The organism is Aeromonas sp. 601027, assembly GCF_049174455.1.
Classification (GTDB): domain Bacteria; phylum Pseudomonadota; class Gammaproteobacteria; order Enterobacterales; family Aeromonadaceae; genus Aeromonas; species Aeromonas veronii_A.
In genome coordinates this window covers 119,077-145,095 of sequence record NZ_JAAKTN010000013.1, presented here as the reverse complement: position 1 = coordinate 145,095, position 26,019 = coordinate 119,077, and the positions used below count along the sequence as shown (strand labels likewise).

Genomic DNA, 26,019 nt, shown 5'->3' with positions numbered 1-26,019 from the left:
GGGTATTTTTAACCAACAGGATAAGCCGTGCGAGGTATGCGACGGGATGGGCAAGTTATGCGGGATTGTGTTGTTACTGTTATTTGCCATGCCGGTGCGTGCGGCCCCGACGCTGACGGTGGCCACCGATCTGTGGCCGCCATTTCGCATCCTGCAAGCTGATGGCCGGTTGCAGGGGCTCGACATGGACATCCTGCGTCGGTTGCAACAGGCGAGCGGCATTGAGTTGCAGGTACGACGGATGCCGTGGGGCAGGGCGCTCAAGCAGATGCAGACCGGTCAGGTCGATCTGATGATTGGCCTCGCCTATACCGCCGAGCGGGCGCAGTTTATCGACTATCTGCAGCCTGCCTACTACCAGTGCTGGCCCGCGTTTTATGGTCAGCCGGTCAATGTGGCCCGGATCCACCAATACCGCGATCTGCAGGGGGTGAAGGTGGGCTATGTGCTCAACTCCGCCTACTTTGAGCCCTTCAACAGTGACGGCCGCCTCGACAAGCACGGAGTACCCACCGAAGATCAGCTGCTGCGCATGGTGCAGCGCGGTCACCTGCCGCTGATGATTGGCACTGACTGTCAGGTGGACTATGCCCTGAGTCAGGGAAATGCCAGCCGGATAGGCAAGGCGGACTACCGCCCCGCCACGCCGGTGACCCTCTATCTGGGGATGAGCAAGCACTCACCTCATCAGTCGTTGCGCCAGCCCTTGCTGGTAGCGCTGCAAAATCTGGTGGCCAGCGGCGAGATAAGCGTGATGGCAAAGCGTTACCAGCCTTGACCTTGGGTGGCAAGCCACTGTTATCATGCCCTTTTCCTGCTTCCCCCAGGCGCTGCGACAGGGCTGGGGATGTAGCCTTGTTATTGTTGGGGATCATCCTTGTACCTCTCCCTTATCGCCCGCCAGCAGCGCTGGCAGCGGCGCTGGCTCTGTGGCCTGACGCTGCTGACCCTGCTGCTGTTTCTCTTATCCCTCGTCTGGGGCGAGTTTGTGCTGCTGCCCTGGCAGCCCCTTGGCGATCTCGAACAGCGCATCCTGCTGGAGCTGCGTCTGCCGCGCGCCTTGCTGGCCCTCTTGGCTGGTGCAGCGCTTGCCTGTGGCGGTGCCGTGCTGCAGGTGATGCTGCACAACCCGGTGGCGGAGCCCGGGCTGCTTGGTGTTTCAAGCGGGGCAGGACTGGCTGCCATGGTAGCGATGGCGGTAGCCAAATCCCTCGGTGTCTATCTGCCCGGCTGGGGGCTGTCACTGGCGGCCTTCGGTGGCGCCCTGCTGGTGACCATGCTGCTCATTCGGCTGGCTCGCCGGGCGCGTCTCGGCCATGCCCGCTTGCTACTGTTTGGGGTGGCTATCGGTATTCTCACCAATGCCGCCATGACCTGGCTGATGTACTTTGCCGACGACGGCTCCTTGCGTGAATTCATGTTCTGGATGATGGGCAGCCTCTCTTACGGCAGCCAGCAGTTTGCCTGGTGGTGGCTGGTGCTGCCGCTCACCCTGTGCTGGCTCTGCTGGCAGGGCAAGGCGCTGCAACAGTTGTTGTTGGGGGAGACCCAGGCCCGCCTGATGGGGATGGATGTCGACAGGATGCGGGTGCGGTTGGTGCTGGCGGTCTGTCTGCTGACCGGTGTGGCGGTGTCGCTGTGCGGCGTGATCGGTTTTGTCGGGTTGGTGGTGCCCCATCTGCTGCGGCTCTGCGGTGGCAGCGATCAGCGCTTTCTGCTGCCTGCCTCGGCGCTTGGCGGCGGGGCCCTGCTGCTGGCGGCCGATCTGGTTGCTCGATCCACCCTGAGCGCGGGGGAGTTGCCTATCGGCGTCATCACCGCCTCGGTGGGGGCGCCGCTCTTTATCTACCTGCTATTGAGGCAAACTGCCGATGGTGCTGCATGAATATCTGCATGATTTGGTCGGGGCGCGCAGTCTTCTTATTTACCCGTTGTTGAGGCAAGATGCCGATGTCACCCGCTGATCCCATGCCGGTTTCTTCTCGTGCTGCTGCGCCGATGCTGGAGGCGCGCGCACTCGCCATTGCCGGACGGCTCTCTCCCCTGGATATCCGCTGGCATGGCGGCCAGTTGGTGGCGCTGCTTGGCCCCAATGGCAGTGGCAAGTCGACCCTGCTCGGGGCGCTGGCGGGGATTTTACCCGCCGATGGCACAGTGCTGCTGGGGGGGGAAGTGCTTACTGACATGAGTTGGCCCGAGCTTGCCAAACGGCGCGCCATGCTGCCCCAGCGTCAGCCCCAGCTGTTTCATATTCCGGTGTTTCAGGTGTTGAGCCTGGGGCTCGATGAGATGGTTGCACCTGCCAGACAGAACGAGGCGATAAATGCATTGTGCGAGGCATTGGAGCTGGAAGCTTTGCTGGCTCGTGACTTCAGCCGGTTGTCGGGGGGCGAGCAGCAGCGGGTGCTGATTGCCCGCACCCTGTTGCAGCTGTGGCCGAGCCTCAATCCGACCGGCAAGGTGCTGCTGCTAGACGAGCCGCTGGCGGGGCTCGATCTGCATCATCAGTTGGCGCTGTTGCGCTTGCTGAAAACCCTGGCCGTGCAGGGATTGCTGGTGGTGCTCGCCATCCACGATATCAATCTGGCCATCGACTGGGCCGACCGCATTCTCTGCCTGCAAGGGGGCGCGGTGGTGCGTGAAGGGGGTGTCGAGCTGGTGGATGAAGCGCTGCTGGCGCAGGTGTTCCAGATTCGCACCGACCGTATCGAAGCGGCAGGGCGCGTGTGGTTTATGCCCAGTTTGTGAGTAGGGTGTACAGGAAAGAGGGCGCATGTAGGGCCGATTAGCGAAGCGTAATCGGCCGACAGCAAGAAGAAGGGGCCGGTATCAAAAATACCGGCCCCTTTGGTTTTATTCGCAGTTCAAGCCTGTTTGCTCAGGCGTACCTACGCGGCTTCTGCCAGCATCGCCAGCAGGGTTTCGGTGTCGCTCCACGACAAGCAGGCATCTGTGATGCTCTGGCCGAAGGGTGATGTCGCAGTCTTACCGCAGGTTTGCTTTGTTCAGCCGTACCCGCGCGGCTTCGGCCAGCATCGCCAGCAGGGTTTCGGTGTCGCTCCATGACAGGCAGGCATCGGTGATGCTCTGGCCAAAGGTGGCGGCGCAGCCGTTCTCCACATCCTGACGCCCTTCCACCAGGAAGCTCTCGGCCATGATACCGGCGATGCCGGTGCGGCCGCGGCGCAGCTGATCGCAGATATCTTGCGCGACCAGCAGCTGGCGACGGTGATCCTTCATGCTGTTGCCGTGGCTGAAATCGACCACCAGCCGCTCCGGCAGGCCCACATCGGCCAGCGCCTCGCACGCTTCATCGACACTGGCGGTGTCGTAGTTGGGTCGGTGGCCGCCACGCAGGATCACATGACCAAAGGGGTTACCGGCGGTGCGGTAGATGGTCATCTTGCCGTCCTTGTCCGGCGAATAGAAGATGTGGCTGTGACGGGCGGCGCGCACCGCATCGATGGCGATGCGGGTATTGCCGTCGGTGCCGTTCTTGAAGCCAACCGGGCAGGAGAGGGCCGAAGCCATCTCGCGGTGTACCTGGGATTCGGTGGTGCGTGCGCCGATGGCGCCCCAGGTGATGAGGTCGGCAATATACTGGCCGGTCACCATATCGAGGAATTCGGTGGCGGTGGGCATGCCGATCTCGTTGATGTCGACCAGCAGTTTGCGCGCCAGTTTCAGCCCTTCGTTGACATCGAAGCTGCCATCGAGGCGCGGATCGTTGATCAGTCCCTTCCAGCCGACGATGGTGCGTGGTTTCTCGAAATAGGTGCGCATCACGATGCAGAGGCTCTCTTTATACTGCTCGCGCAGGGCGTTGAGGCGCTGGGCATACTCGCGAGCAGCAGCGGGATCATGGATAGAGCAGGGGCCGACAATGACCAGCAGGCGCTGATCGTCTCCGGCCAGAATGGCTTCCACTTCGCGACGGGCATCCAGCAGATTCTGGGCAATGGTATCGGTGATCGGAAACGCGTGTGCAAGCTCGCTCGGAGTGATCAGTGACTCCAGGCGACGGGTGCGCAATTCATCTGTGTGAATGGACATACAACTCAAGTCTCGAGTGGGTGGTGTCAGCCGCAAGGGGCGAAAAAGCAAAGAGATAAAATAAAGCAAAAGTCCCCTGATTGAAACCTTGGGGGGCTCTGATAGGATGTGAGGCCAAAATCGATTCCAAATGAGGTAGTTAGCGTGGCAAAGCCAGGGGCAACCGGGGTCACCCGCATCATCAACGCAACCGGTTACAGCATGAAGGGGCTCAAGTCAGCCTGGATTAACGAGGCGGCTTTTCGGCAGGAGCTGATGCTGATCCTGTTGCTGATGCCACTTGCCTTCTGGCTGGGGGATTCTCTCAACCAGATCCTGCTGCTTATCGTCATCAGCTGGCTGGTGGTGATCGTCGAGATCCTCAACTCCGCCATTGAAGCTGTGGTAGACAGGGTTGGCTCCGAGCATCATGAGCTCTCCGGTCGCGCCAAGGATTTGGGCTCCGCCGCCGTCTTTATCGCGTTGGCCCTCAATGCCCTGGTGTGGGGCGCGCTGGTGGGCCGCAACCTGTTGGGGTGGTGGTAAGCCATCACGCTGCTTTGAGGTTCTGCTTTATACAAAAGCCCGTCATCACGACGGGCTTTTTGCTGCGCAGATAAGGGTCTATCAGTGGAGGATGCGGGCACGGATGGTGCCGTTGATCTCCTTGAGCTTGGCGAGCGCCTTCTCGCTGTGCTCGGTCTCCACGTCGATCACCACGTAACCGATATGGCTGCTGGTCTGCAGGTATTGACCGGCGATGTTGATCCCCTCTTCGGCGAAGATCTGGTTGATCTGGTTCATCACGCCCGGCTGGTTGCGGTGAATGTGCAGCAGACGGCTGGAGCCCTTGTGGCCCGGCAGCGACACTTCCGGGAAGTTGACGGCGGAGAGGGTGGAGCCGTTGTCGGAGTATTTGACCAGCTTGTTGGCTACTTCCAGCCCGATGTTCTCCTGCGCTTCATGGGTGGTGCCACCGATGTGCGGGGTCAGGATGACGTTCTCCAACCCACGCAGCGGGCTTTGGAACTCCTCGTCGTTGGACTTGGGCTCGACCGGGAAGACGTCGATGGCGGCGCCGGCGATATGGCCGCTCTTGATGACGTCAGCCAGCGCATCGATATCCACCACGGTACCGCGGGCGGCGTTGATAAAGATGGCGCCCGGTTTCATCATCCGCAGCTGCTCGGCTCCGATCATGTTCTTGGTGGAGGCGGTCTCCGGCACGTGCAGGCTGATGACGTCAGACATATTGAGCAGCTCGACCATGCTCGGCACCTGAATGGCGTTACCCAGCGAGAGCTTGTTCTCGATATCGTAGTAATAAACCTTCATGCCGATGCTCTCGGCGATGATGCCAAGCTGGGTACCGATGTGGCCGTAGCCGATGATGCCGAGCTTCTTGCCGCGCGCTTCCACCGAGCGGTTGGCCAGTTTTTCCCACACGCCGCGATGGCACTTGGCGTTCTTCTCGGGGATGCCGCGCAGCAGCAGCAGGATCTCGCCCAGTACCAGCTCGGCGACCGAACGGGTGTTGGAGAAGGGGGCGTTGAAGACCGGAATACCGCGGATCTGGGCCGCTTCCAGCTCGACCTGGTTGGTACCGATGCAGAAGCAGCCGATGGCGACCAGCTTGTTGGCGGCGTCGAGGACTTTCTCGGTGATCTGGGTGCGGGAGCGCAGCCCGATGAAATGGACGTCGCGGATCTGCTCGATCAGCTCCTCTTCGGAGAGCGAGGTCTTGAGATACTCCACACTGGTGTAACCTGCGGCACGAAAGGTCTCTACGGTGTTGGGATGAACCCCCTCCAGCAGCAGAACCTTGATTTTATCCTTGTCCAACGAAAACTTGGCAGTCATGACGATCCCTCTGTATGTGCAAACGTAAGTGCAGATTTGGTGTGCGAAGAAAACCGTAAAGTAGCAAAAACGTTTGGGAGAGGGAATATTTGTGACGAAAGTCAAATTCTTTGAAGTTATCAACGAATGTTGTAAACATCCGTATGCAACTTGTTGAGGGATAAATAAAAACGGCGCCATCAGGCGCCGTCATTTATTCACAGTGCAATGTTTGGGTCATATCCCATCCCGGGGCTCAATCAACACCGCTGTTGCGTCAGGGCTGGCACAATGGCGTTGGCGGGCGAGGATGCCGCTGCACTGTGTTACCGATGTCGGGATTACTGGGTAATCACGCCGTCCGGCGTACCGATCAGGACCACATCGGCGCCGCGGGCGGCGAACAGGCCGTTGGTGACCACGCCAACAATGGCGTTCAGTCGCACTTCCAACGCCTTGGCGTCGGTAATGGCCATGCCTTTCACATCCAGAATGTGGTTGCCGTTGTCGGTGACCACCCCTTCACGCCACACCGGGTTGCCACCCAGTTTGCGAATTTCGCGGGCCACGTATTCGCGGGCCATGGGGATCACTTCCACCGGCAGCGGGAACTGGCCCAGCACGTCGACGGTCTTGGTGTTGTCGATGATGCAGATGAACTTGTCAGCGACGGCGGCAACGATCTTCTCGCGGGTCAGGGCTGCGCCGCCGCCCTTGATCATGTCGCGGGTTGCGTTGATCTCGTCGGCGCCATCCACATAGACGGAGAGGGCGTCGATCTCGTTGAGATCATATACTGTGATGCCGAAGCCCTTGAGGCGCTCGGTAGAGGCCACGGAGCTGGATACCGCCCCCTTGATCTCGTCCTTCATGGTCGCCAGCGCGTCGATAAAGTGGTTGACGGTAGAGCCGGTGCCCACCCCGACGATGGTGCCGGGAACCACATACTTGAGCGCAGCCCAACCGGCCGCCTTCTTCATTTCATCTTGAGTCATGATCGTTCCTTAAGAAAAAAGCGGGCGCATTATATCCAACCCGGTACCCCGTCGCGACCTTGTTGCTCACGTTCCGGGGCAAAAAGAGGGACTTTGTAAATCGTTTGCCTGTTTATTCTGCGTTTGCGCGCACAAAGCAGGGGCTGCCTGCCAAAAACAGCCTATTCAAAGCGCCAGCAGTGGCTCGGGGTGATGATCTGGGGCAGCGGCACATCCCACTCCTCTTGCGGGACCGCATCCACCTGCTGGCAGTCGTGGGCAATGCCGAGCGGTTTGGGGCCCAGCTTGTGCTCATGCCAGATGGCGAGAGTGCGATCGTAGTAGCCGCCTCCCATGCCAAGACGATTGCCCTGGGCATCGAAGGCGACCAGCGGGGTGCAGATAAGATCGAGCGTGCTGTGGGGCACCACCTGCAGGATATCCAGCTCCGGCTCTTCGATGCCGTAGCGGTTGCGTACCATGGGGCTGGTGGCGGTATAGCGCAAGAAGAGCAGGTGACCCGGGGTAAAAGGGTGGAGCACCGGCAGGTAGACCTCTTTGTGCTGGGCCCACAGCCAGTGGATGGTGGGCAGGGGGTTGATCTCCCCGTCATTGGCCAGATAGAGGGCAATGCGTTTGGCGGCGAGGATCTCGGGGTGTTGCTTGAACTGGGCCAGCAGCTGTTGGGCCGCCGCTTGCTGCTCGGCCGGACTCAGATTTTTGCGGCGTTGACGAACCAGTTGGCGCAGGGATTGACGTTCGGGTTGGGACTCATGCATGGGGAACCTCTGGTATAGCTGCGCATCGATGGCTTGAACGCGCTCTACCTTAGCACATTCACTCTTGACGTTAAGGGGTGACAGGGGAACTCTCGCCCCGGACGGCTGATGCCCGGAACGGTGGGATAAATGCTGGCGGATCCGTTAGTGAGTCAACAAGGGCCAGGGTGTGGCCCCTGTTGACAGCATGTCGGCGCGCCAGCCTCTGGTCTGTTACTTGTCAGCTTTGCCGCGCATCTGGTGCTTCACAAACACGGCAATGAGTGCTGCTACAGCGAGTGCCATCGGGTAGAAACTCATGCTCACTACCGCCAGCGGTGACAGGGCGAAGATGGATCCCAGAAGCAGCGCCTGTGCGCCCCAAGGGATCAGACCCTGTACCACGCAGGAGAAAATATCGAGCATGGAGGCGGCTCGGCGCGGGGTGACACCGTGGTGTTCGGCCAGATCCCGGGCTACCTTGCTGGCGACGATAATAGCCACCGTGTTGTTGGCGGTGCAGAGGTTGGTGAGGCTCACCACCCCGGCGATGCCGAGCTCGGCGGCTTTCTCGTTCTGTTCACCATTGTGCTCGCGAGTGAAACGGGCAATCAGGGCGCTGATGCGCTCACTGATCCAGGCCAGACCACCCTGACGCTCCATCAGGGCGCCGAGACCGCCGATCAGCATGGAGAGCAGGAAGATCTCCTGCATGCCGGTAAAGCCCTGATAGATATCCTTGCTGAACTGACCGATGGCGTAGCCGTTGATCATGCCCACCGCTCCGGCGGCCAGAATGCCGATCCCCAGCACCACAAACACATTCACTCCGGCGAGCGCCAGCCCCAGGATCAGCAGATAAGGCATCACCTTGAACAGTTCGATGGCGCTGTCACTGGCAGGGGATTCACCCACTGACCCCAGGGTCAGATAGAGCAGGATCACCGCGATGGCAGCGGGGGCAGCAATCTTGAAGTTCTCGCGGAACTTGTCCTTCATCTCGCATCCCTGGCTGCGGGTTGCTGCTATGGTGGTGTCGGAGATGATGGAGAGGTTATCGCCAAACATGGCGCCGGAGAGAATGGTGCCTGCCATCAGCACAGGATCAATACCGGCTGCCTGCGCTACGCCAAGGGCCACCGGCGCCACGGCACCTATGGTGCCCATGGAGGTGCCCATGGCGGTGGCAATAAAGGCAGAGATGAGGAACAGCCCGGGCAGCAGTGCCCAGCCGGGGATGAGGGAGAGACCCAGCGCCACAGTGGCATCAACGCCGCCGGTGGCCTTGGCCACGCTGGCAAAGGCCCCTGCCAGCAGATAGATAAGGCACATCGCCATGATATTGCTGTGGCCAACCCCCTTGAAGAAGGTCTCCAGATTGCTGTTGAAGCTCTCTTTGCCAAGCAGCAGGGCGAGCATCACCGCAGGCAAGGCTGCAACCGGAGCGGGCAGCTGATAGAAGGCGAATTCGACCCCCTGCAGGGTCAGCCAGGTACCGGTACCGATAAAGAGTGCGAGAAAAACCAGAAGTGGCAACAAGGCCCTGGCACTGGGTTGAGTCTGGATCATGTGTTCCTCTGAAATTGAACAATGACCTCCTGTCATAAACTGCTTTGTACCTGTATCTGATAGGGATAGGGGGAAAACAGGGCGGGCATCCTGCCGCATTGGGGTGCCCACAGTAGTGAGTCAACCTCGCTTGGTCAAGATAGACGTCCAGATGGATAAGTGTTTTTGTTTGATGATTCTGGTGTTGTTGAGATATCCAAAGAATATTCGGAAAAAGAAGTTAGCGCTGTTTATTGTTCATTGCTGTTCTGGCGCAGTCCGCGGGTATCTGGGGGTATCGCGTGTCTTTAATAAGGAAAGAGGTAAACGATAAGATCTCTGCATGCCATCTTGGGGATTTCTCCCGCAGCCAAACGTCAGCCGCACCTCTCTCTATCTCTACGTGAGCATGGTACGGATATTTCCAGAACGCGTGGACACAAGATCTTGTCTGTGTGGTTACTGTGTCAGTTTCTCTACCGCCTGAACGGCTGTCGCAATGGCATCCTGTTCCAGCGTCAGCGGAATGTGGCCAATTCCGGGCAGCAGGGTGACAGGCCAGGAGATGCCGAGACGTCTTAACTCAGGTTCAAGTTGATCTGTTTGGAAAGCTTCGTCATTTGCACCCGCGATCACGGCGCAGGGGAGTTGCACATTGCGTAAATTCTGCTGATAGTCGCGCTCTGGCTGAAAGTTAGAGGCAAGGTTGAAGGAGTAGGAGGGGGTCAGCAGGGATTTCGCCTCATCATTGAGAGCAAAGTTCAGCACGGTCAGAGGGTTGAGTGCGGAAATATGGAAACCGTTGAGGATGCTCAGGGCGATGAGGCGAGGCAAGCCGACACGTACCCAGCCACCGCTGTTGGGCCGGTAGTTGGCGGCGGTGGGGCCGAGATAGGGGGAGAGCAGCAGATAGCTCTCGAACAGGGTTTGTCGCGCACTGCCAGCAACACGCAGCACAAAGCCGCCGCCTGACGAGAAGCCGACGAGTGTTGCAGGCTTGTCGGGGGCTACCGACTTGATGAAATCTTCCAGATCGTCTTCAAGCTGACCGATGTAGGCAATGGTGCCTTTGTTGCCCGATGCGCCATGGCCGCGAATATCGAGGGCGTAGGCGTCGTATCCCGCTTGCGAAAAGGCGTTCGCCATCTTGTGCATGCTTTGACTGCTGGCAGAAGAGCCGTGAACCAGTACCACGCTGCCCTTGACCTTGTTGTTCTTCGTATTGCCCTCTGCGCCATAGTGCCGATAGGCCAGCTGCGTGCCGTCACGCGCCGGGTATCTTGAGATAGGTGGCATGTTGCTCCAGCCACTCCCCTTGAAAGGGTCGTTGATGCTGGCCATCGCCGGTGCCGGACTAGGCCCGCCAAACAGCAGAGCCGCTGCCAGCATGACCAGGGTCAGTGATATCAACCCCACAGCAAACAGCAATCCTGCGCTCATCCTTGCACCTCGTTTGATATCGACACGGGCGTTGCCCTGGTTCCGTGTATTCTGGCATTTCACTCGTTCGAACCTATCAGATGGCACCCGGTCTGCCAAATGATGGAGTGAGACGATGAAAAGCGGCCTGTGACCAAAAGGAAGTTCTTGGCCAGCCAGCGGGCGCTGCTGTTGGCGAGTGCAGCAAGGAGTGGTGGCATCATGGCTTTTCAAACCCGGCGCGGGCTGGTAAAACGGTCTCTTTCCATAATTAAAAGAGATGAGAGGGTGGAGATGGACAATCCGATCCGTGTGGCCGTGATGGGCTGTAATGGTCGTATGGGCAAGGTGCTGCTGGAGGCCATCACCAACACCGATGGCGTGGTGGTTGGTGCTGCGCTGGAGCGGCCGGGTTCGGCGGTGATCGGTCTTGATGCCGGTGAGCTCAATGGGCTGGGCCATCTGGGTGTGGCCATCAGCGACAGTCTGGACAAGGTGCGCGATGAGTTTGATCTCATCATCGACTTCACCCGCCCCGAGGTGACCCTTGCCAATCTGGCTTTTGCGCTGGCCCACCACAAGCAGATGGTGATCGGCACCACCGGTTTTGACGATGCAGGCAAGGCCGCCCTGAAAGAGGCGGGCAAGCAGATCGGTATCGTGTTCGCCTCCAACTACTCGGTCGGGGTCAACCTGGTCTTCAAGTTGCTGGAACAGGCCGCCAAGGTGATGGGGGATTATACCGACATCGAGATCATCGAAGGCCACCATCGCCACAAGGTGGATGCGCCATCCGGTACTGCGCTCTCCATGGGGGAAGTGGTCGCCAAAACGCTGGGCCGGGATCTCAAAGAGTGCGCCGTCTATGGTCGCGAGGGGATCACTGGCGAGCGGGATCGCAACACTATCGGCTTTGCCACCATCCGCGCCGGCGATCTGGTGGGGGAGCACACCGTCATGTTTGCCGATATCGGCGAGCGGGTGGAGATCAGTCACAAGGCCTCCAGCCGTCTGACTTTCGCCAACGGTGCTGTGCGGGCGGGCAAGTGGCTTGGTCAGCAGGGTGCCGGTCTTTATGACATGCAGGATGTGCTCAATCTCAAGTGATGCCTCTGAGCGGCACTTTCGTACTACTGCTACCCCAGTGAAAAACCCCGGCTTGCCGGGGTTTTTGCTGTCAGTCAGCCAGAGTTTGTGTAAAAAGACACGCTATCGGCAATTTTTGTCTGAATGCCCTATAAATCACAATATTGCGTGATCCGCCAGATTTTCCCTTCCTGAATGTCATCACCAGGTAACAGATTTGAGCATCTTTATGGCTGATGAAGCCATTTTTTTACACCAATCTGAAAAGACTAAAAATTCAAACGAAGAAAAACGTTTTCCATTTTTCACGTTCACTCTTGTCATCATAAAAACGTTAAATCTGTCATTAATGTTTTGTTTGTAAAAATAAATGCCATTGTTTTAATTGGGTTTTTTGTTTGTTTTTGTCGCTATTGCTGGCTTGGTGTCATCTTTTGGTGGTGGTTTTTCCTTTTCTTTCATGGGAGGGGGTTGCAAAGCGATTGAGTGCATAGATAATGGGTAATGTTGCTTTTTTATTGAATTTAGATGCATTTCATCTGAGAAAAGACGTTGAAATGCCACTTTTTTTAAGTAGAATGCGCCCAATTTGCCAGAAATCTGCCGGGTTCGAGTCCTGTCCAAGACCGGAACCGAGCCCGCAACACCCAGGTAAATTGCTGAATTTAAAGCTAAATAACTGGAGGTTGTCTTGAATCACACTGCATTGCTAGTGCTGGAAGATGGAACTGTATTCAAAGGCGTGTCGATAGGCGCCGAGGGATGTTCCGTTGGTGAAGTGGTTTTCAATACGTCGATGACGGGCTATCAGGAAATCCTCACCGATCCCTCTTATTCCCGTCAGATAGTCACCCTCACTTACCCCCATATAGGCAACACCGGCACCAACAGCGAAGATGAAGAGTCCAGTCAAATCCATGCTCAGGGATTGATCATCCGGGACCTTCCGATACTTGCCTCCAATTTCCGCAATCAGCAATCCCTCTCCGAATACCTCAAGTCTCACAATATCGTTGGCATCGCCGACATCGACACCCGCAAACTGACCCGCATCCTGCGCGAGAAAGGCGCCCAGGCTGGCTGCATTCTGGCCGGCAAGCAAGTCGATGAGGCCTATGCCCTCGAACAGGCCCGTGCCTTCCCCGGTCTGAAGGGAATGGATCTGGCCAAAGAGGTCACGGTTAATGAGGCGTACAACTGGACCGAAGGGAGCTGGCAGCTTGGCAAGGGGCACGTCACCCCGGATGCCGACCAGCTGAAATACCACGTGGTGGCCTATGACTTCGGCGTCAAGCGCAACATCCTGCGCATGCTGGTTGACCGTGGTTGCCGCCTGACTGTGGTACCCGCCAAGACCCCGGCCGCCGAGGTACTGGCGCTGAACCCGGATGGCATCTTCCTCTCCAACGGCCCCGGTGACCCCGAGCCGTGCGACTACGCCATCGACGCCATCAAGACCTTCCTTAATACCAACACGCCGGTGTTCGGTATCTGTCTGGGACACCAGCTGCTGGGTCTGGCCTCCGGCGCCAAGACCGTCAAGATGAAGTTTGGCCACCACGGCGCCAACCATCCGGTCAAGAGCCTGGACGACAACACAGTGATGATCACCGCCCAGAACCACGGTTTTGCGGTAGACGAGAACAGCCTGCCGGATTGCCTGCGCGCCACCCACGTCTCCCTGTTCGATGGCTCCCTGCAAGGCATCCATCGCACCGACCGTCCGGCCTTCAGCTTCCAGGGTCACCCCGAGGCGAGCCCGGGCCCGCACGACTGTGCCGGTCTCTTTGACCACTTTATTGAATTGATTAAGCAGTATCGCGCCTAAGGAATAGAGGAAAGAGTTTCATGCCAAAACGTAACGACCTTCAGAGCATCCTGATCCTCGGCGCCGGCCCCATCGTCATCGGCCAGGCCTGCGAATTTGACTACTCCGGCGCCCAGGCGTGCAAAGCCCTGCGCGAGGAGGGCTACCGCGTCATTCTGGTCAACTCCAACCCGGCCACCATCATGACCGACCCGGAGATGGCAGACGCCACCTACATCGAGCCCATCACCTGGGAAGTAGTGCGCGAAATCATCAAGAAAGAGCGCCCGGACGCCATCCTGCCCACCATGGGTGGCCAGACTGCGCTCAACTGCGCACTGGCACTGGAGAAGCACGGCGTGCTGGCCGAGTTCGGTGTCGAGATGATCGGCGCCACTGCTGACGCCATCGACAAGGCCGAAGATCGCTCCCGCTTTGACAAGGCGATGCGCAGCATTGGCCTCGAGTGCCCGCGCGCCGGCATCGCCCACAACATGGAAGAGGCGTGGGGCGTGCAGCAGATGGTTGGCTTCCCCTGCATCATCCGTCCCTCCTTTACCATGGGCGGCTCCGGCGGCGGCATCGCCTACAACACCGAAGAGTTCGTCGAGATCTGCGAGCGCGGTCTGGATCTCTCCCCGACCAAAGAGCTGCTCATCGACGAGTCGCTGATCGGCTGGAAAGAGTACGAGATGGAGGTGGTGCGGGATCGCAACGACAACTGCATCATCGTCTGCGCCATCGAAAACTTCGACCCCATGGGTATCCACACCGGTGACTCCATCACGGTCGCGCCAGCCCAGACGCTGACCGACAAGGAGTACCAGCTGATGCGCAACGCCTCCATGGCGGTGCTGCGCGAGATCGGCGTCGAGACCGGCGGCTCCAACGTCCAGTTCGGTATCAACCCGAAAGATGGCCGCATGGTCATCATCGAGATGAACCCGCGGGTGTCGCGCTCCTCGGCGCTGGCCTCCAAGGCGACCGGTTTCCCCATCGCCAAAATTGCCGCCAAGCTCGCCATCGGTTACACCCTGGACGAGCTGATGAACGATATCACCGGCGGTCGTACTCCGGCCTCCTTCGAGCCGGCCATCGACTACGTGGTGACCAAGGTGCCGCGCTTCAACTTCGAGAAGTTCGCCGGTGCTAACGACCGTCTGACCACCCAGATGAAGTCCGTCGGTGAAGTGATGGCCATCGGCCGCAACTTCCAGGAGTCCCTGCACAAGGCGCTGCGCGGTCTCGAGACCGGCAAGGCGGGCTTCGACCCCATGGTGGATCTGAACGCCCCGGACTCCCTGACCCGCATCCGTCACGAGCTGCAGGATGCCGGTGCCGAGCGTATCTTCTACATCGCCGACGCCTTCCGCGCAGGCCTCTCCATGGACGGCATCTTCAAGCTGACCAAGATTGACCCCTGGTTCCTGGTGCAGATTGAAGAGCTGGTGAAGCTGGAAGAAGAGGTGAAAGAGCGCGGCATGGCCGGTCTTGATGCCGACTTCCTGCGCGCCCTCAAGCGCAAGGGCTTTGCCGATGCGCGTCTGGCCAAGATCCTCGGTGTGGCCGAAGGGGAAGTGCGCAAGCTGCGTGCCCGCCACAACATCTTCCCGGTCTACAAGCGGGTCGATACCTGCGCCGCCGAGTTCGCCACCAACACCGCCTACATGTACTCCAGCTATGACGAGGAGTGCGAGGCCAACCCCACCGACCGCGACAAGATCATGGTCATCGGTGGCGGCCCGAACCGCATCGGTCAGGGCATCGAGTTTGACTACTGCTGCGTGCATGCGGCGCTGGCCCTGCGTGAAGACGGCTACGAGACCATCATGGTCAACTGTAACCCGGAGACCGTCTCCACCGATTACGACACCTCGGATCGCCTCTACTTCGAGCCGGTGACCCTGGAAGATGTGCTGGAAATCGTGCGCATCGAGAAACCCAAGGGCGTTATCGTCCAGTACGGTGGCCAGACCCCGCTGAAACTGGCCCGCGCACTGGAAGCCAACGGCGTGCCGATTATCGGTACCAGCCCGGATGCCATCGACCGCGCCGAAGACCGCGAGCGCTTCCAGTCTGCCGTCGAGCGCCTTGGCCTCAAGCAGCCGGAAAACGGCACCGTCACCGCGCTGGAGCAGGCGGTCGTGGTGGCCGAGCGCATCACCTACCCGCTGGTGGTTCGCCCCTCCTACGTGCTGGGTGGCCGCGCCATGGAGATCGTCTACGACGAGACCGACCTGCGTCGCTACTTCGCCGAGGCGGTGAGCGTCTCCAACGAATCGCCGGTACTGCTGGACCGCTTCCTGGACGATGCCACCGAGCTGGACGTGGATGCCATCTGCGACGGTACCGATGTGGTTATCGGCGGCATCATGGAGCACATCGAGCAGGCCGGTATCCACTCCGGTGACTCCGGTTGCTCCCTGCCTCCTTACACCCTGTCCAAAAAGATTCAGGACGAGATCCGCGAGCAGGTGCGCAAGCTGGCGCTGGAGCTCGGCGTTATCGGCCTGATGAACGTGCAGTTCGCGGTCAAGGGCAATGACATCTACCTCATCGAGGTGAACCCGCGTGCCGCCCGTACCGTGCCGTTCGTCTCCAAGGCGACCGGTGCGCCGCTAGCCAAGATTGCCGCCCGCGTGATGGCCGGTCAGAGCCTGAAAGAGCAGGGCTTTACCAAAGAGATCATCCCGCCCTACTACTCGGTGAAAGAGGTGGTGCTGCCGTTCGCCAAGTTCCCGGGGGTTGACCCGCTGCTGGGGCCGGAGATGCGCTCCACTGGTGAGGTGATGGGGGTGGGCAGCAGCTTTGCCGAGGCTTATGCCAAGGCGCAGCTGGGTGCCAACCACGCCGTACCGAAAGAGGGGCGAGCCCTCTTGTCAGTGCGTCACAGCGACAAGGCGCAGGTAGTCGACTTGGCTGCCAAGCTGCTGGAGCTGGGTTACGAGCTGGATGCCACCCACGGCACCGCTGTCGCGCTGGGCGAGGCGAGCATCAACCCGCGTCTGGTCAACAAGGTGCACGAAGGTCGCCCGCACATTCTCGACCGCATCAAGAATGGCGAGTACACCTACATCGTCAACACCGCCGAAGGGCGGGTGGCCATCGAGGACTCCAAGCAGCTGCGCCGCGCCGCCCTGCAGAACAAGGTGGCGTATACCACCACCATGAACGAGGCATTCGCGACCTGCATGGCCATCAGCGTGGATGCCACTGCCAGCGTCAACTCGGTGCAGGAGTTGCACGAGCGGGTGAACAACCGCTAACGCTCTGCGCGCGAGCCATGCTCGCTCCGCATAGATGACAAGCCCCCGCCAGTAATGGCGGGGGCTTTTTTATGACGACGGGGTGGGTGCTGCGAGGACTGGACTTATGGGGCGAAGAGCGTAACTACCGTAAATCAGGCTGCGGCTTGCGACTGCGTGGACGGGGCAGGGCATGCCACAGCTTGCGGGCCGTGACCAGAAAGGGGCGCAGGATCAGCGCGCTCAGGCGGCTGTAGCGCACATTGTCTTTCGGGCCGACCCCGAAGGTGAGGGGCTCTGGCTGGTGGTTGGTGACGTAAAGAGTGCCGAACCACCAATCCCACAGCGACAGGTTGATCCCGAAGTTGTGGTTGAAGTGGCGGGGATCCCGGCTGTGGTGGATCTGATGCTGGGCCGGGCTGTTGAAGATATGCTCCAGCCGCGGGCCAAACGACAGCCAGATATGGCTATGGCGCAAATTGGCGGCCAGCGAGTTGAAGATCAGCACCAGATAGCCCACCCCAAACAGTGTGTAGGGGCGCACGGTTCCTCCGCACAGCCAGTAGAAGGCACCGGAGTAGAGGGAGAGAGCGCTCCCCTTGAGCAGGATTTCAGCGAGCTTCTCCACCAGATGAATGCGGCTGGCGGTCGGCGGTACCAGCACGGTGGCGCTGTGGTGCACCTTGTGAAACTCCCACAGCCAGCGGCTGTGAAAGAGACGGTGCAGCCAGTAGTGGACGAAATCGCTGACCAGAAATACCCCGAGACCGTAAAGCATCATCAGCCAGCTAGCCTCGGCCAGACGGGGACGCTCCCCCCACAGACGGGTGAGCGCGGAGGTAATATCCGTTGCCTGCAAAAGCCAGGGGTTGAGCAGGGTCAGGAGCGGCACGATCAGGGCCACATGGAGCAGGGCACGCACCAGATAATACTGATAATCGAGCAGGGCGGAGGGATGCAGCCAGATGGCACGGCCGCCGAGAAAACCGGCGAAACTGCCCGCTGCGGGGCCTTGCTGGTGCCGGCGCACACGGTAGAGGAGGTAGGCAATGAGGCCGGATATCAGCAGAAAGGGGAGGCCCAGCCGCCCGTTGAAGTCAAACAGTCCGGTCAGGCAGTGCCAGATCGGAGTGAGCAGCCACTGCTGCACGTAAGCAAAGAGATGGGCGAGCGTATCCATAGGGTCCATACCGTGAGCATCCTGGCGGCGGCATTCTAAATGTAAACAACTCTCGATAAAAGCCCATGTCTGTTGTCGGGTCATACCTGTTATCTGGTCATATCTGGGGGCGCTCCTGTTGCGGCAACCCCTGTCTGGTCAGGAAGAGGGGCGAGGTGATGGGACTTTAGCCTTGTGGATCAATTCTCTACAATGAGCCATCATGTGTGCGCCCGCCGCCTGGCGGGTTTGCCTCCAGCCTCAGTACCGGATATCCGATGACGCTCTCTCTCTTTTCTGTTTCCCCCGCCATGCGCACGCTGGCGCTGCTGATCCCCTTGCTGCTGGCCGGCTGTGCCAGCGATCCCGCTTCTGCCCCGGCGCCTGGCGACACAACGGGCGCAACTACGCCCGCCAAAAAGGCGACCCCGCCAGCCATGCAGCCGCGCAAGCCGGCGGATATGAAGAGCCGCATCGTGAGGTTTCTGCCCCGCCATGTGGCCGACAAGCAGGGGTGGGCCAACGATGTGGTGACGGCGCTCACTACCCAGGGGGTGACAGTCAATGACCACAACGTCTGTACCGTGCTGGCGGTAGCGGAGCAGGAGGCGACCTATCAGGCCGATCCCGTGGTGCCGGGCCTTGGCAAGATCGCCTGGAAGGAGATCAACTCGCGGGCGGCCAAGCTGCTGATCCCCGAGTTTATGGTGCGGGCCGCGCTCTCCATCAACTCGCCGACAGGCAAGAGCTATGCCGAGCGCATCGATGCGCTTCGCACCGAGCGGGAGATGAGCGAAATTTTCGAAGACATGATCAGCATGCTGCCGATGGGCAAGACCCTGTTTGGCAACATGAACCCGGTGCACACCGGCGGCCCGATGCAGGTGAGCATCGCCTTTGCCGAGGCCAATACCCGTGGTTACCCCTATCCGGTCAAGGAGTCCATCCGCCACGAAGTCTTTACCCGTCGCGGCGGTATCTGGTTTGGCACCAAACATATCTTCGGTTATGAGGCGGAGTACCCCGATACCCTCTACCGTTTCGCTGACTTCAACGCCGGCTGGTATGCCAGTCGCAACGCCGCCTTTCAGGCCGCCGTCAGCCGTTTGAGCGGTACCACGCTGGCTCTGGATGGCGATCTGATCCGCTATGACTCCGACCTGCCGGGCAAGACGGAACTCGCGGTCTATACCATTGCCAGCCGGATCAACATGAGTCAGCAGGCGATCCATCAGAGCCTGAAACTCGGCGATACCGCCGAATTTGGCCAGAGCGACCTCTATCATCGCGTGTTCACGCTGGCAGACCAGAAAGCGGGCAAGCGGTTGCCCCGCGCCATCCTGCCGGGCATTCAGCTGAAAAGCCCCAAGATCACCCGCAACCTCACCACCGCCTGGTTTGCCAAGCGGGTGGATGACAGGGAGCAGCGCTGCGTGCGGCAGATGGCGACCATTCGCTAAGAAACACAACAAGGGCGGCCAATTGGCCGCCCTTGTTGTTTCCGATGTTTACCGCTCTTCAGCTTGCCGCGTGATTATCTGCCGGCATTTCGGGTAAGCGCTGCATCCCCAGAACTGTTCCCCCTTGTTGCTGCCACGACGTGCGGTGCGAAGCACCATGGCGTTGCCGCATTTCGGGCAACGCTGCTGGGCGTGACTCGTGTCATGAAGGATGGGGAGCTCCTCTTTTACCATGCTGACGTTATTGCTTGGGGAAGAGGGAATGGCAGGTTGGTTGTGGCGCGCCTTTAGCTGCGCCACATGCTGTTTATGGGTCTGCCAATTGGCGGCCAGTCGTCCCCGCTGGATGGTGTCGATCACTCTGGTGACTTCGGCAGAGGTCAACACCTGCGTGGTTTTACTCTTGATATAGCGAATAAGCCCGCGGTTCATCACGTTATCCGGCATGGGGGTTTTAAAGGTGCAGTCGCCAGTAAAGTAGATAATCGAATGGAGCTGATGATCAGCAAGACCCAGCAAGGATTTGAGCGTCATCAGGTGCAGATAGTTTTGGCGCAGGGGATTTTGAAAGGTATGTCTGCGGCGATAGAGCTGCTGGGTCCAGCTCTTGTGGGCTGGATTGCCAAATATCCACCCCTTGATGTTCTTGGTTTCGATCACAAATAGCCCGAAGCGCGAGATGATCACATGGTCGATCTGGGTAGTGCCCTGCGGGGTTGGCAGCGTCACATCCTTGAGCAGGTGGTACTCCCGCTGGTCGAGAAAAAGCCGGATGCCCAAGTTGATAAATGCCTCCCCAACCATCCCCTTGAACCTGGGCGTTTTGATCAGGGTGGCAATCAACAACAGGGGCAGCAGATACCAGAACTGGCCCAGTAGAATCGCAATAACGGGTGTGAAGTCCATTTCAACGCTGTCGTCTGATGTGCAATGGCAACATGTTAACAGTGGGTTCAACAAGCGTGTGTGATCTATGCCACTACTACTCTGCCAGCGCCTGCATTGTTCTGTTTGTTACCCGGTGACGAGATAGTTCAATCGCAAAACCAGATTGAATTGAACTTTTTTATTCGGTTTTTTAAGTGACTGGTGGGGGGTAGGCTAGTCTCTACTGCGAAGCGAAGGGTTTCGCCGTCATTATGACCACAATGAGGATCTGATAGATGGACAAACACGCTAGCGGGGCCGGTCAGTGCCCCTTTGCCCACGGTGCCAATACCTCTGCCAGCCAGGAGCATCAAGTCTGGTGGCCCAATGCCCTTAACCTCGACATCCTGCACCAGCATGACAGCAAGACCAATCCGATGGATGAGACTTTCGATTATGCCGATGCCTTCAACAGCCTCGATTACGATGCCCTCAAAGCCGATCTGCATGCCCTGATGACCGACAGCCAGCCCTGGTGGCCGGCAGACTGGGGTCACTATGGCGGCCTGATGATCCGCATGGCCTGGCACTCCGCCGGCAGCTATCGCGCTACCGACGGACGCGGCGGTGCCAACACCGGCAACCAGCGCTTCGCTCCCCTCAACAGCTGGCCAGACAACGGCAACCTCGACAAGGCGCGCCGTCTGCTGTGGCCGATCAAACAGAAGTACGGCAACAAGATCTCCTGGGCTGACCTGATGATCCTGGCGGGCAACGTCGCCTATGAATCCATGGGGCTCAAGACCTTCGGCTTTGCCGGTGGCCGCGAGGATATCTGGCATCCGGAAAAAGATGTCTATTGGGGCTCCGAGAAGGAGTGGCTGGCACCGAGCGGTAGCGAAGGGAGCCGTTACAGCGGCGAACGGGATCTGGAGAACCCGCTGGCCGCGGTGATGATGGGGCTGATTTACGTCAACCCGGAAGGGGTGGATGGCAATCCCGATCCCCTGAAAACCGCCCACGACATGCGCGTCACCTTTGCCCGTATGGGGATGAATGACGAAGAGACCGTCGCCCTCACCGCCGGTGGCCACACCGTCGGCAAGGCCCACGGCAACGGCAGCGCAGCCAAACTGGGACCAGCCCCCGAAGGGGCGGATGTGCACGAACAGGGGCTTGGCTGGATCAACCACGAGAGCCGCGGTATCGGCCGTGATACGGTGACCAGCGGGATCGAAGGTGCCTGGACCAGCAACCCGACCCGCTGGGACAACGGCTACTTCAAGATGCTGCTGGGCCACGACTGGTGGCTCAAGAAGAGCCCGGCCGGTGCTTGGCAGTGGGAGCCCGTCGCCATCAAGGAGGAAGATCGTCCGGTGGACGTGGAAGACCCCTCTATCCGCTGCAACCCCATCATGACCGATGCGGACATGGCGCTGCGTTTTGACCCCGTCTATCGGGAGATCTCCGAGCGCTTTGCCGCGGATCAAGCGCTCTTCTCCGACGCCTTTGCCCGCGCCTGGTTCAAGCTTACCCACCGCGACATGGGGCCGCGCAGCCGCTATCTGGGGCCAGAAGTGCCGAGCGAAGTCATGGTGTGGCAGGATCCGGTTCCGGCGGTGGATTACCAGCTCTCTGACAAAGAGGTTAGTGAGATCAAGGCCAAACTGCTGGCCTGCGGCGTGGCGCCAACCGATTTGATCGCCACCGCATGGGACAGTGCCCGCACCTTCCGCGGCTCCGATTATCGCGGTGGTGCCAACGGTGCTCGCATCCGTCTCGCGCCGATGAAAGAGTGGGAAGGCAACGAGCCCGCTCGCCTCGAGAAGGTGCTCAACGCCCTGATCGCCCTGCAGGCCTCCCTGAGCAAGCCGGTCAGCATCGCCGACCTGATTGTGCTGGGTGGCAGCGCAGCGGTGGAGCAGGCGGCCAAACTGGCTGGCGTCGATATCGTCGTTCCCTTTGCGCCGGGCCGCGGCGATGCCAGCGCCGAACAGACCGATGCTGAGTCGTTCGCCTTCCTCGAGCCGGTTCACGATGGTTTCCGCAACTGGCAGAAGGGGCACTACAAGGTGCAGCCGGAGGAGATGCTGCTCGACCGTGCCCAGTTGCTGGGGCTTACCGCCCGCGAGATGACTGTGCTGGTCGGCGGTATGCGGGTGCTTGGCACCAACCATGGCGGGTCGGCCCACGGCGTCTTTACCGACCGGGTCGGTGTGCTCAGCAACGACTTCTTCGTCAACCTGACCGACATGGCCTATAGCTGGCAGCCGACTGGCCGCAACAGTTACCAGATCGTGGATCGCCAGAGTGGTGCGGTGAAGTGGACTGCTACCCGGGTTGATCTGGTGTTTGGCTCCAACTCGGTGCTGCGTGCCTACGCCGAGGTCTATGCCCAGCAAGATGGCAAGGAGAAGTTCGTCCGAGACTTCGTCAAGGCCTGGGTCAAGGTGATGAACAATGACCGTTTCGATCTGAAATAAGTCACTTCAACCCCAATGAGAACGCCAGCCGCAAGGCTGGCGTTTTTTATGGTGGCGGTGATAGCTGCATGATGCGACTCGGAGGATGCCCCTCTGGCAGCCCGGGTTAGAAGCTCATGGCCAGCCCGATGGAATAACCGCTGGTGTTGTGGCTGAACATGTAGCGGGCAACCAGCCGGGTACGGGTGACAATGATGTCGTACTTGCTGCTGTCCAGCTCCAGACCGGCGCCGATGGAGTTGAGGGAGTCAAAGCCAAGCAACCCCCGTTGCTCCCCCAGATATGCGGTATGAGCCCCCTCCAGTACATAGCGCACCGGTCTGTCGAGCAGGGTCCAGTGGAACAGCGGGGCGCGGCGGCGCAGATAGAGGCCGAGGTTCTCCGCCTCGGCGTGACCACGGACGCTGGTCGAGGTGCCGCCAAAGCTCTGCAGGTGCTGATAGGAGTAGCGCAGTTCGGCATCTATGTCCTGGGCCGGTGAAAAGAGTTCGTAATCGAGCATCAGCGAGCCACCCAGCCCGTACATATTGAGCTGACCCCCATCGAGAAAGTCCAGCGAGTAGCCCTTGGTACGATCCAGCAGCCAGTTGCCGATCCGCAGGTCACTGGCCATGGTACCGAGCGAGACGTTGGCTATGGGGCGCAGCACCCAGTGGCCGCCACGCGGATCTTTGTGAAGGGTGACATCCCAGCCGATCCCGCCCGAGGCGGTCAGGCTATTCCACTTGGTCGGTATGGTGCGACTTTCGGTACCATTGCTTATCACAAACTGGGGGTCGTAGCGGCTGTAGCCCAGCGCCCCCTCCAGATAGATGGGCACGGCTTCGCTCAGGGTTGCGCCGCCTCCCAGTTGCCCCATGTTGAGCGCAGAAGATTGGCCAGTGCTGCTGCCGATGTCCAGGTTGCTGGCGGTGATGTCCGGCACCACGCTGAAAGTCATCAGCGAGATCACCGCATTGGCCCGTTTTTGCGCCCAGTCCTCCTCCTGATCGTCAAGGTTGTTACTGGCCGCGAGTGACGCCATGGGCAGGGTCGCCGCGAAGAGGGCGCAACCCAGACGGTAAAGCGGGCAGAGCGGGTGTTTCATGGCTGGATTCCCCAAACAAGCGACCTCCTGTCGCCCTGATCTACTGTAGCGAGTTTCTCTCTGGCTGTCTCGACCTGACCATTGGGCTGGGCTATGGGGGGGCTGCGTGGCCATCTACAGAAAATGGTTGATGCAGCTCATGGTTCTGGCCAATGGCAGATGTCGTCAGCGGCATAAGCGAGCAGGCCGGATATAATCAACGCGTTGATAAAAATGACAGGAGTGCGGGATGAACAGACTCGGATTGGCCGGCAAGATGTTGCTGGCAATTTGCCTGCCGTTATTGGCGCTGCTGTTTTTCGCCAGCCACTACGCATACGACAGATATCGGGTGACCCATGAGATGACGCAAGCCCTGCAGCAGCTGACTGTGGTCGAACGCAGCGCCCAGTTGGTGCACGAGCTGCAAAAGGAGCGTGGCATGTCGGCGGGGTTTATCGGCTCTGAAGGGCGCAAATTTGCAGATGCCCTGCCACGTCAGCGGCAACAGGTTGATGAAGCCATTCATCGCTTTCAGGGGTTGGAGAGGGGGGTTGCCCACGAGCAGGTGGATCTGGCTTTGCGCGAGTTGATGGGGATCCGCAATCAGGTGGACAAACTGGCCATAGAGGCCCCGCGTCAGGTCGCCTTTTATAGCCAGTTGATTGCTTCTCTGCTCAAGGTCGTGGATGAGATTAGTCTGCGTAGCCAGGATGCCGCTATTGCCTTGCAGACCAATGCCTACGCCGCATTTTTGCAAAACAAGGAGCGTATGGGGATGGAGCGGGCGACCCTCAGCAATGTCTTTGCCAAAGGGAGTTTCACCCCGGCTACCTTGCAGCAATTTATGTCCCTGCTCGCTGCCCAGCAGAGCTATCTGGAGCGTTTTCGCGCCGTGGCAAGCGAGCCGCAGCGACGCCTGCTTGAGCAAATTGAGAAGAGTCCGGTGATGGCAGAGGTCGCGAAATATGAGCAGCTCGCCCTGGGCAAGATGACCGAGGGGAGCTTTGGCGTCGATCCGGAGCGCTGGTTTGCCGTGAGCACCGAGAAGATCGACCAGCTCAAACAGGGCGAAGATCAGCTCTTCCAGCAGTTGTTCGAACGGGTTGAGCAGATGCAGGGAGAGAGTCAGCGCAACTTCTGGTGGGGGGCTATGGCGGTTCTGTGCTGCCTGCTGTTGACTACCCTCATCAGTTGGAAGGTGCTGCGGGATGTGCATCTGGGCTTCGTCGCTCTGCATCGCACCTTTTCACGGCTCGTCAATGACAATGATCTGACGGTGAGGGTCAACTGGCAATCGGGTGACGAGCTTGGGGCATTGGCGCGGGATCTCAACCACTTTCTGCAGCATCTGGAAGGCTTGTTGCTGGAGGTGCGCCGCTCCTGTGAGATATTGACCCGTAGTGCCAGCAACTCCAGCGAGGTGATTGCCGAAGTGAATGAAGGTGTGGTGCGTGGCGTCGGTCAGGTTGAACTGGTTGCCACCGCCGCAACGGAAATGGCTTCGACGGTGGCCGAAATTGCTCGCAATGCGACCCAGACCTCACTGGCGACCCAGCAGGCCATTGGCCGTGCCCGGCAGGGGGACAAGGAGGTGGATCAGACTATCGCCGCCATCGAGCAGGTGGCCGGCACCCTCGACGAGACCCGGCTGTTGGTCAACAACCTGCATCAGGATACCGAGTCCGCCGTCGAGGCACTCAACCTCATCAAGCAGATCTCCGATCGCACCAATCTGTTGGCCCTCAATGCCGCCATTGAGGCAGCCCGTGCCGGTGAGTCGGGGCGCGGCTTTGCCGTGGTCGCCGATGAGGTTCGTTCACTGGCTGCCCGTACCCAGCAGGCGGCAGATGATATCGAACAGATGCTCTCCCGTTTGCGGGCTGGAGCCCTTCAGGCGGTGGTGGCCATGCAGTCGGGCAGCGAGCAGGCGGGCCTCAGTGTCAGTGAAGCGCAGCGGGCGGGTCACGAGCTGACCGACATCGTCAATGAGGTGCGCAAGGTGAGTGACATGACGGCACAGGTGGCTACCGCAACCGAGCAGCAGCGCTACGTAACGGACGATATCCAGCACAACGTAATGACCATCCGCGAAGTGTACGAGGCCCATCGCCAGCACTCGGTCACCCTGCAGCAGAATAGTGTCGAACTGGATCAGTTGGCACGGGAGCTGGCTGGACGAATTGCCAGCTTCAAGTTGCTGGAGAGAGCCTCTCCCCACTGATCCATTTGCGCTAAAGCTTGTCCCTCCCTGGCCGATACCCCTTGTGAGATCG

Annotated in this window: 19 protein-coding genes; 10 read left to right on the top strand and 9 right to left on the bottom strand. The window is 59.6% G+C overall.

The genetic code is table 11. From position 1 onward, the window contains the following. Positions 1 to 46: 46 nt before the first annotated feature. From G5193_RS16625 to G5193_RS16615, 3 genes are all read left to right on the top strand, one after another. Positions 47 to 778 carry a substrate-binding periplasmic protein gene (locus G5193_RS16625; RefSeq protein ID WP_421206496.1) on the top strand — a complete coding sequence of 244 codons (732 nt, stop codon included), beginning with the start codon at positions 47 to 49 and terminating at the stop codon, positions 776 to 778. Between the two features lie 99 nt (positions 779 to 877). Next, positions 878 to 1,885, top strand: coding sequence for a vitamin B12 ABC transporter permease BtuC (gene btuC, locus G5193_RS16620; protein WP_421206494.1), 1,008 nt, complete (start codon positions 878 to 880; stop codon positions 1,883 to 1,885). A 65-nt stretch (positions 1,886 to 1,950) separates the two neighbouring features. Continuing rightward, positions 1,951 to 2,748 (top strand): ATP-binding cassette domain-containing protein, encoded by a 798-nt coding sequence (locus tag G5193_RS16615; RefSeq protein WP_162632481.1) that lies wholly within the window; start codon positions 1,951 to 1,953, stop codon positions 2,746 to 2,748. Positions 2,749 to 2,985: 237 nt separating this feature from the next. Here the strand turns inward: G5193_RS16615 and G5193_RS16610 are convergent, their stop codons facing one another. Continuing rightward, positions 2,986 to 4,053: a 3-deoxy-7-phosphoheptulonate synthase gene (locus G5193_RS16610; protein WP_421206492.1), complete on the bottom strand. Its 1,068-nt coding sequence runs from the start codon at positions 4,051 to 4,053 to the stop codon at positions 2,986 to 2,988. A 144-nt stretch (positions 4,054 to 4,197) separates the two neighbouring features. Here G5193_RS16610 and G5193_RS16605 point away from each other — a divergent pair, with 144 nt between their 5' ends. After that, entirely contained in the window at positions 4,198 to 4,578 is a 381-nt protein-coding gene (locus G5193_RS16605; protein ID WP_005337641.1) for a diacylglycerol kinase, read from the top strand. A gap of 81 nt (positions 4,579 to 4,659) precedes the next feature. On the opposite strand, the gene serA is transcribed toward G5193_RS16605, so the two are convergent. From serA to G5193_RS16580, 5 genes are all read right to left on the bottom strand, one after another. Then, the gene (gene serA / locus G5193_RS16600) at positions 4,660 to 5,892 is read right to left on the bottom strand and encodes a phosphoglycerate dehydrogenase (RefSeq protein ID WP_005337639.1); all 1,233 of its coding nucleotides are present in this window, start codon (positions 5,890 to 5,892) and stop codon (positions 4,660 to 4,662) included. A gap of 320 nt (positions 5,893 to 6,212) precedes the next feature. Then, complete coding sequence (gene rpiA, locus G5193_RS16595; RefSeq protein ID WP_005353106.1) at positions 6,213 to 6,866, bottom strand: ribose-5-phosphate isomerase RpiA; 654 nt, start codon at positions 6,864 to 6,866, stop codon at positions 6,213 to 6,215. Positions 6,867 to 7,027: 161 nt separating this feature from the next. Beyond that, complete coding sequence (locus G5193_RS16590) at positions 7,028 to 7,624, bottom strand: 5-formyltetrahydrofolate cyclo-ligase (protein WP_005337635.1); 597 nt, start codon at positions 7,622 to 7,624, stop codon at positions 7,028 to 7,030. A gap of 213 nt (positions 7,625 to 7,837) precedes the next feature. Further along, the gene (locus G5193_RS16585) at positions 7,838 to 9,172 is read right to left on the bottom strand and encodes a Na+/H+ antiporter NhaC family protein (protein WP_421206490.1); all 1,335 of its coding nucleotides are present in this window, start codon (positions 9,170 to 9,172) and stop codon (positions 7,838 to 7,840) included. A 438-nt stretch (positions 9,173 to 9,610) separates the two neighbouring features. After that, positions 9,611 to 10,591, bottom strand: a complete 981-nt coding sequence (locus G5193_RS16580; RefSeq protein WP_421206488.1) for an alpha/beta hydrolase — start codon at positions 10,589 to 10,591, stop codon at positions 9,611 to 9,613. A gap of 273 nt (positions 10,592 to 10,864) precedes the next feature. Here G5193_RS16580 and dapB point away from each other — a divergent pair, with 273 nt between their 5' ends. The 3 genes from dapB to carB all read left to right on the top strand — a co-directional run bounded on the left by dapB (position 10,865) and on the right by carB (position 16,729). Continuing rightward, positions 10,865 to 11,677 (top strand): 4-hydroxy-tetrahydrodipicolinate reductase, encoded by an 813-nt coding sequence (gene dapB, locus G5193_RS16575; protein ID WP_005347132.1) that lies wholly within the window; start codon positions 10,865 to 10,867, stop codon positions 11,675 to 11,677. Between the two features lie 670 nt (positions 11,678 to 12,347). Continuing rightward, a complete protein-coding gene (gene carA / locus G5193_RS16570; protein WP_041208559.1) occupies positions 12,348 to 13,484 on the top strand; it encodes a glutamine-hydrolyzing carbamoyl-phosphate synthase small subunit in 1,137 nt (378 codons plus the stop codon). A 20-nt stretch (positions 13,485 to 13,504) separates the two neighbouring features. Continuing rightward, positions 13,505 to 16,729: a carbamoyl-phosphate synthase large subunit gene (gene carB, locus G5193_RS16565; protein ID WP_033113583.1), complete on the top strand. Its 3,225-nt coding sequence runs from the start codon at positions 13,505 to 13,507 to the stop codon at positions 16,727 to 16,729. A 124-nt stretch (positions 16,730 to 16,853) separates the two neighbouring features. Here carB and G5193_RS16560 read toward each other — a convergent pair whose 3' ends face one another. Beyond that, positions 16,854 to 17,888 carry a sterol desaturase family protein gene (locus G5193_RS16560; protein ID WP_421206506.1) on the bottom strand — a complete coding sequence of 345 codons (1,035 nt, stop codon included), beginning with the start codon at positions 17,886 to 17,888 and terminating at the stop codon, positions 16,854 to 16,856. A 257-nt stretch (positions 17,889 to 18,145) separates the two neighbouring features. On the opposite strand from G5193_RS16560, the gene G5193_RS16555 reads away from it, so the two are divergent. Then, the gene (locus G5193_RS16555) at positions 18,146 to 19,327 is read left to right on the top strand and encodes a DUF1615 domain-containing protein (RefSeq protein WP_421206486.1); all 1,182 of its coding nucleotides are present in this window, start codon (positions 18,146 to 18,148) and stop codon (positions 19,325 to 19,327) included. Between the two features lie 48 nt (positions 19,328 to 19,375). On the opposite strand, the gene G5193_RS16550 is transcribed toward G5193_RS16555, so the two are convergent. Then, positions 19,376 to 20,233 (bottom strand): NERD domain-containing protein, encoded by an 858-nt coding sequence (locus G5193_RS16550; protein ID WP_421206484.1) that lies wholly within the window; start codon positions 20,231 to 20,233, stop codon positions 19,376 to 19,378. 257 nt (positions 20,234 to 20,490) lie between these two features. On the opposite strand from G5193_RS16550, the gene katG reads away from it, so the two are divergent. Then, on the top strand, positions 20,491 to 22,677 hold the full coding sequence (katG, locus tag G5193_RS16545) for a catalase/peroxidase HPI (protein WP_421206482.1): 2,187 nt from the start codon (positions 20,491 to 20,493) through the stop codon (positions 22,675 to 22,677). A gap of 106 nt (positions 22,678 to 22,783) precedes the next feature. On the opposite strand, the gene G5193_RS16540 is transcribed toward katG, so the two are convergent. Beyond that, a complete protein-coding gene (locus G5193_RS16540; RefSeq protein ID WP_227343024.1) occupies positions 22,784 to 23,701 on the bottom strand; it encodes an autotransporter domain-containing protein in 918 nt (305 codons plus the stop codon). A 292-nt stretch (positions 23,702 to 23,993) separates the two neighbouring features. Here G5193_RS16540 and G5193_RS16535 point away from each other — a divergent pair, with 292 nt between their 5' ends. Further along, complete coding sequence (locus tag G5193_RS16535; RefSeq protein WP_421206480.1) at positions 23,994 to 25,967, top strand: methyl-accepting chemotaxis protein; 1,974 nt, start codon at positions 23,994 to 23,996, stop codon at positions 25,965 to 25,967. Positions 25,968 to 26,019: the final 52 nt, after the last annotated feature.

Coding starts and splice junctions, on each gene's coding strand:
- G5193_RS16535 (WP_421206480.1), top strand. CDS start 23,994: ATGAACAGACTCGGATTGGCCGGCAAGATGTTGCTGGCAATTTGCCTG.
- G5193_RS16580 (WP_421206488.1), bottom strand. CDS start 10,591: ATGAGCGCAGGATTGCTGTTTGCTGTGGGGTTGATATCACTGACCCTG.
- G5193_RS16615 (WP_162632481.1), top strand. CDS start 1,951: ATGTCACCCGCTGATCCCATGCCGGTTTCTTCTCGTGCTGCTGCGCCG.
- G5193_RS16555 (WP_421206486.1), top strand. CDS start 18,146: ATGACGCTCTCTCTCTTTTCTGTTTCCCCCGCCATGCGCACGCTGGCG.
- dapB (WP_005347132.1), top strand. CDS start 10,865: ATGGACAATCCGATCCGTGTGGCCGTGATGGGCTGTAATGGTCGTATG.
- G5193_RS16610 (WP_421206492.1), bottom strand. CDS start 4,053: ATGTCCATTCACACAGATGAATTGCGCACCCGTCGCCTGGAGTCACTG.
- G5193_RS16540 (WP_227343024.1), bottom strand. CDS start 23,701: ATGGCGTCACTCGCGGCCAGTAACAACCTTGACGATCAGGAGGAGGAC.
- katG (WP_421206482.1), top strand. CDS start 20,491: ATGGACAAACACGCTAGCGGGGCCGGTCAGTGCCCCTTTGCCCACGGT.
- G5193_RS16625 (WP_421206496.1), top strand. CDS start 47: ATGGGCAAGTTATGCGGGATTGTGTTGTTACTGTTATTTGCCATGCCG.
- serA (WP_005337639.1), bottom strand. CDS start 5,892: ATGACTGCCAAGTTTTCGTTGGACAAGGATAAAATCAAGGTTCTGCTG.
- G5193_RS16585 (WP_421206490.1), bottom strand. CDS start 9,172: ATGATCCAGACTCAACCCAGTGCCAGGGCCTTGTTGCCACTTCTGGTT.
- G5193_RS16560 (WP_421206506.1), bottom strand. CDS start 17,888: ATGGATACGCTCGCCCATCTCTTTGCTTACGTGCAGCAGTGGCTGCTC.
- rpiA (WP_005353106.1), bottom strand. CDS start 6,866: ATGACTCAAGATGAAATGAAGAAGGCGGCCGGTTGGGCTGCGCTCAAG.
- G5193_RS16590 (WP_005337635.1), bottom strand. CDS start 7,624: ATGCATGAGTCCCAACCCGAACGTCAATCCCTGCGCCAACTGGTTCGT.
- carB (WP_033113583.1), top strand. CDS start 13,505: ATGCCAAAACGTAACGACCTTCAGAGCATCCTGATCCTCGGCGCCGGC.
- G5193_RS16550 (WP_421206484.1), bottom strand. CDS start 20,233: ATGGACTTCACACCCGTTATTGCGATTCTACTGGGCCAGTTCTGGTAT.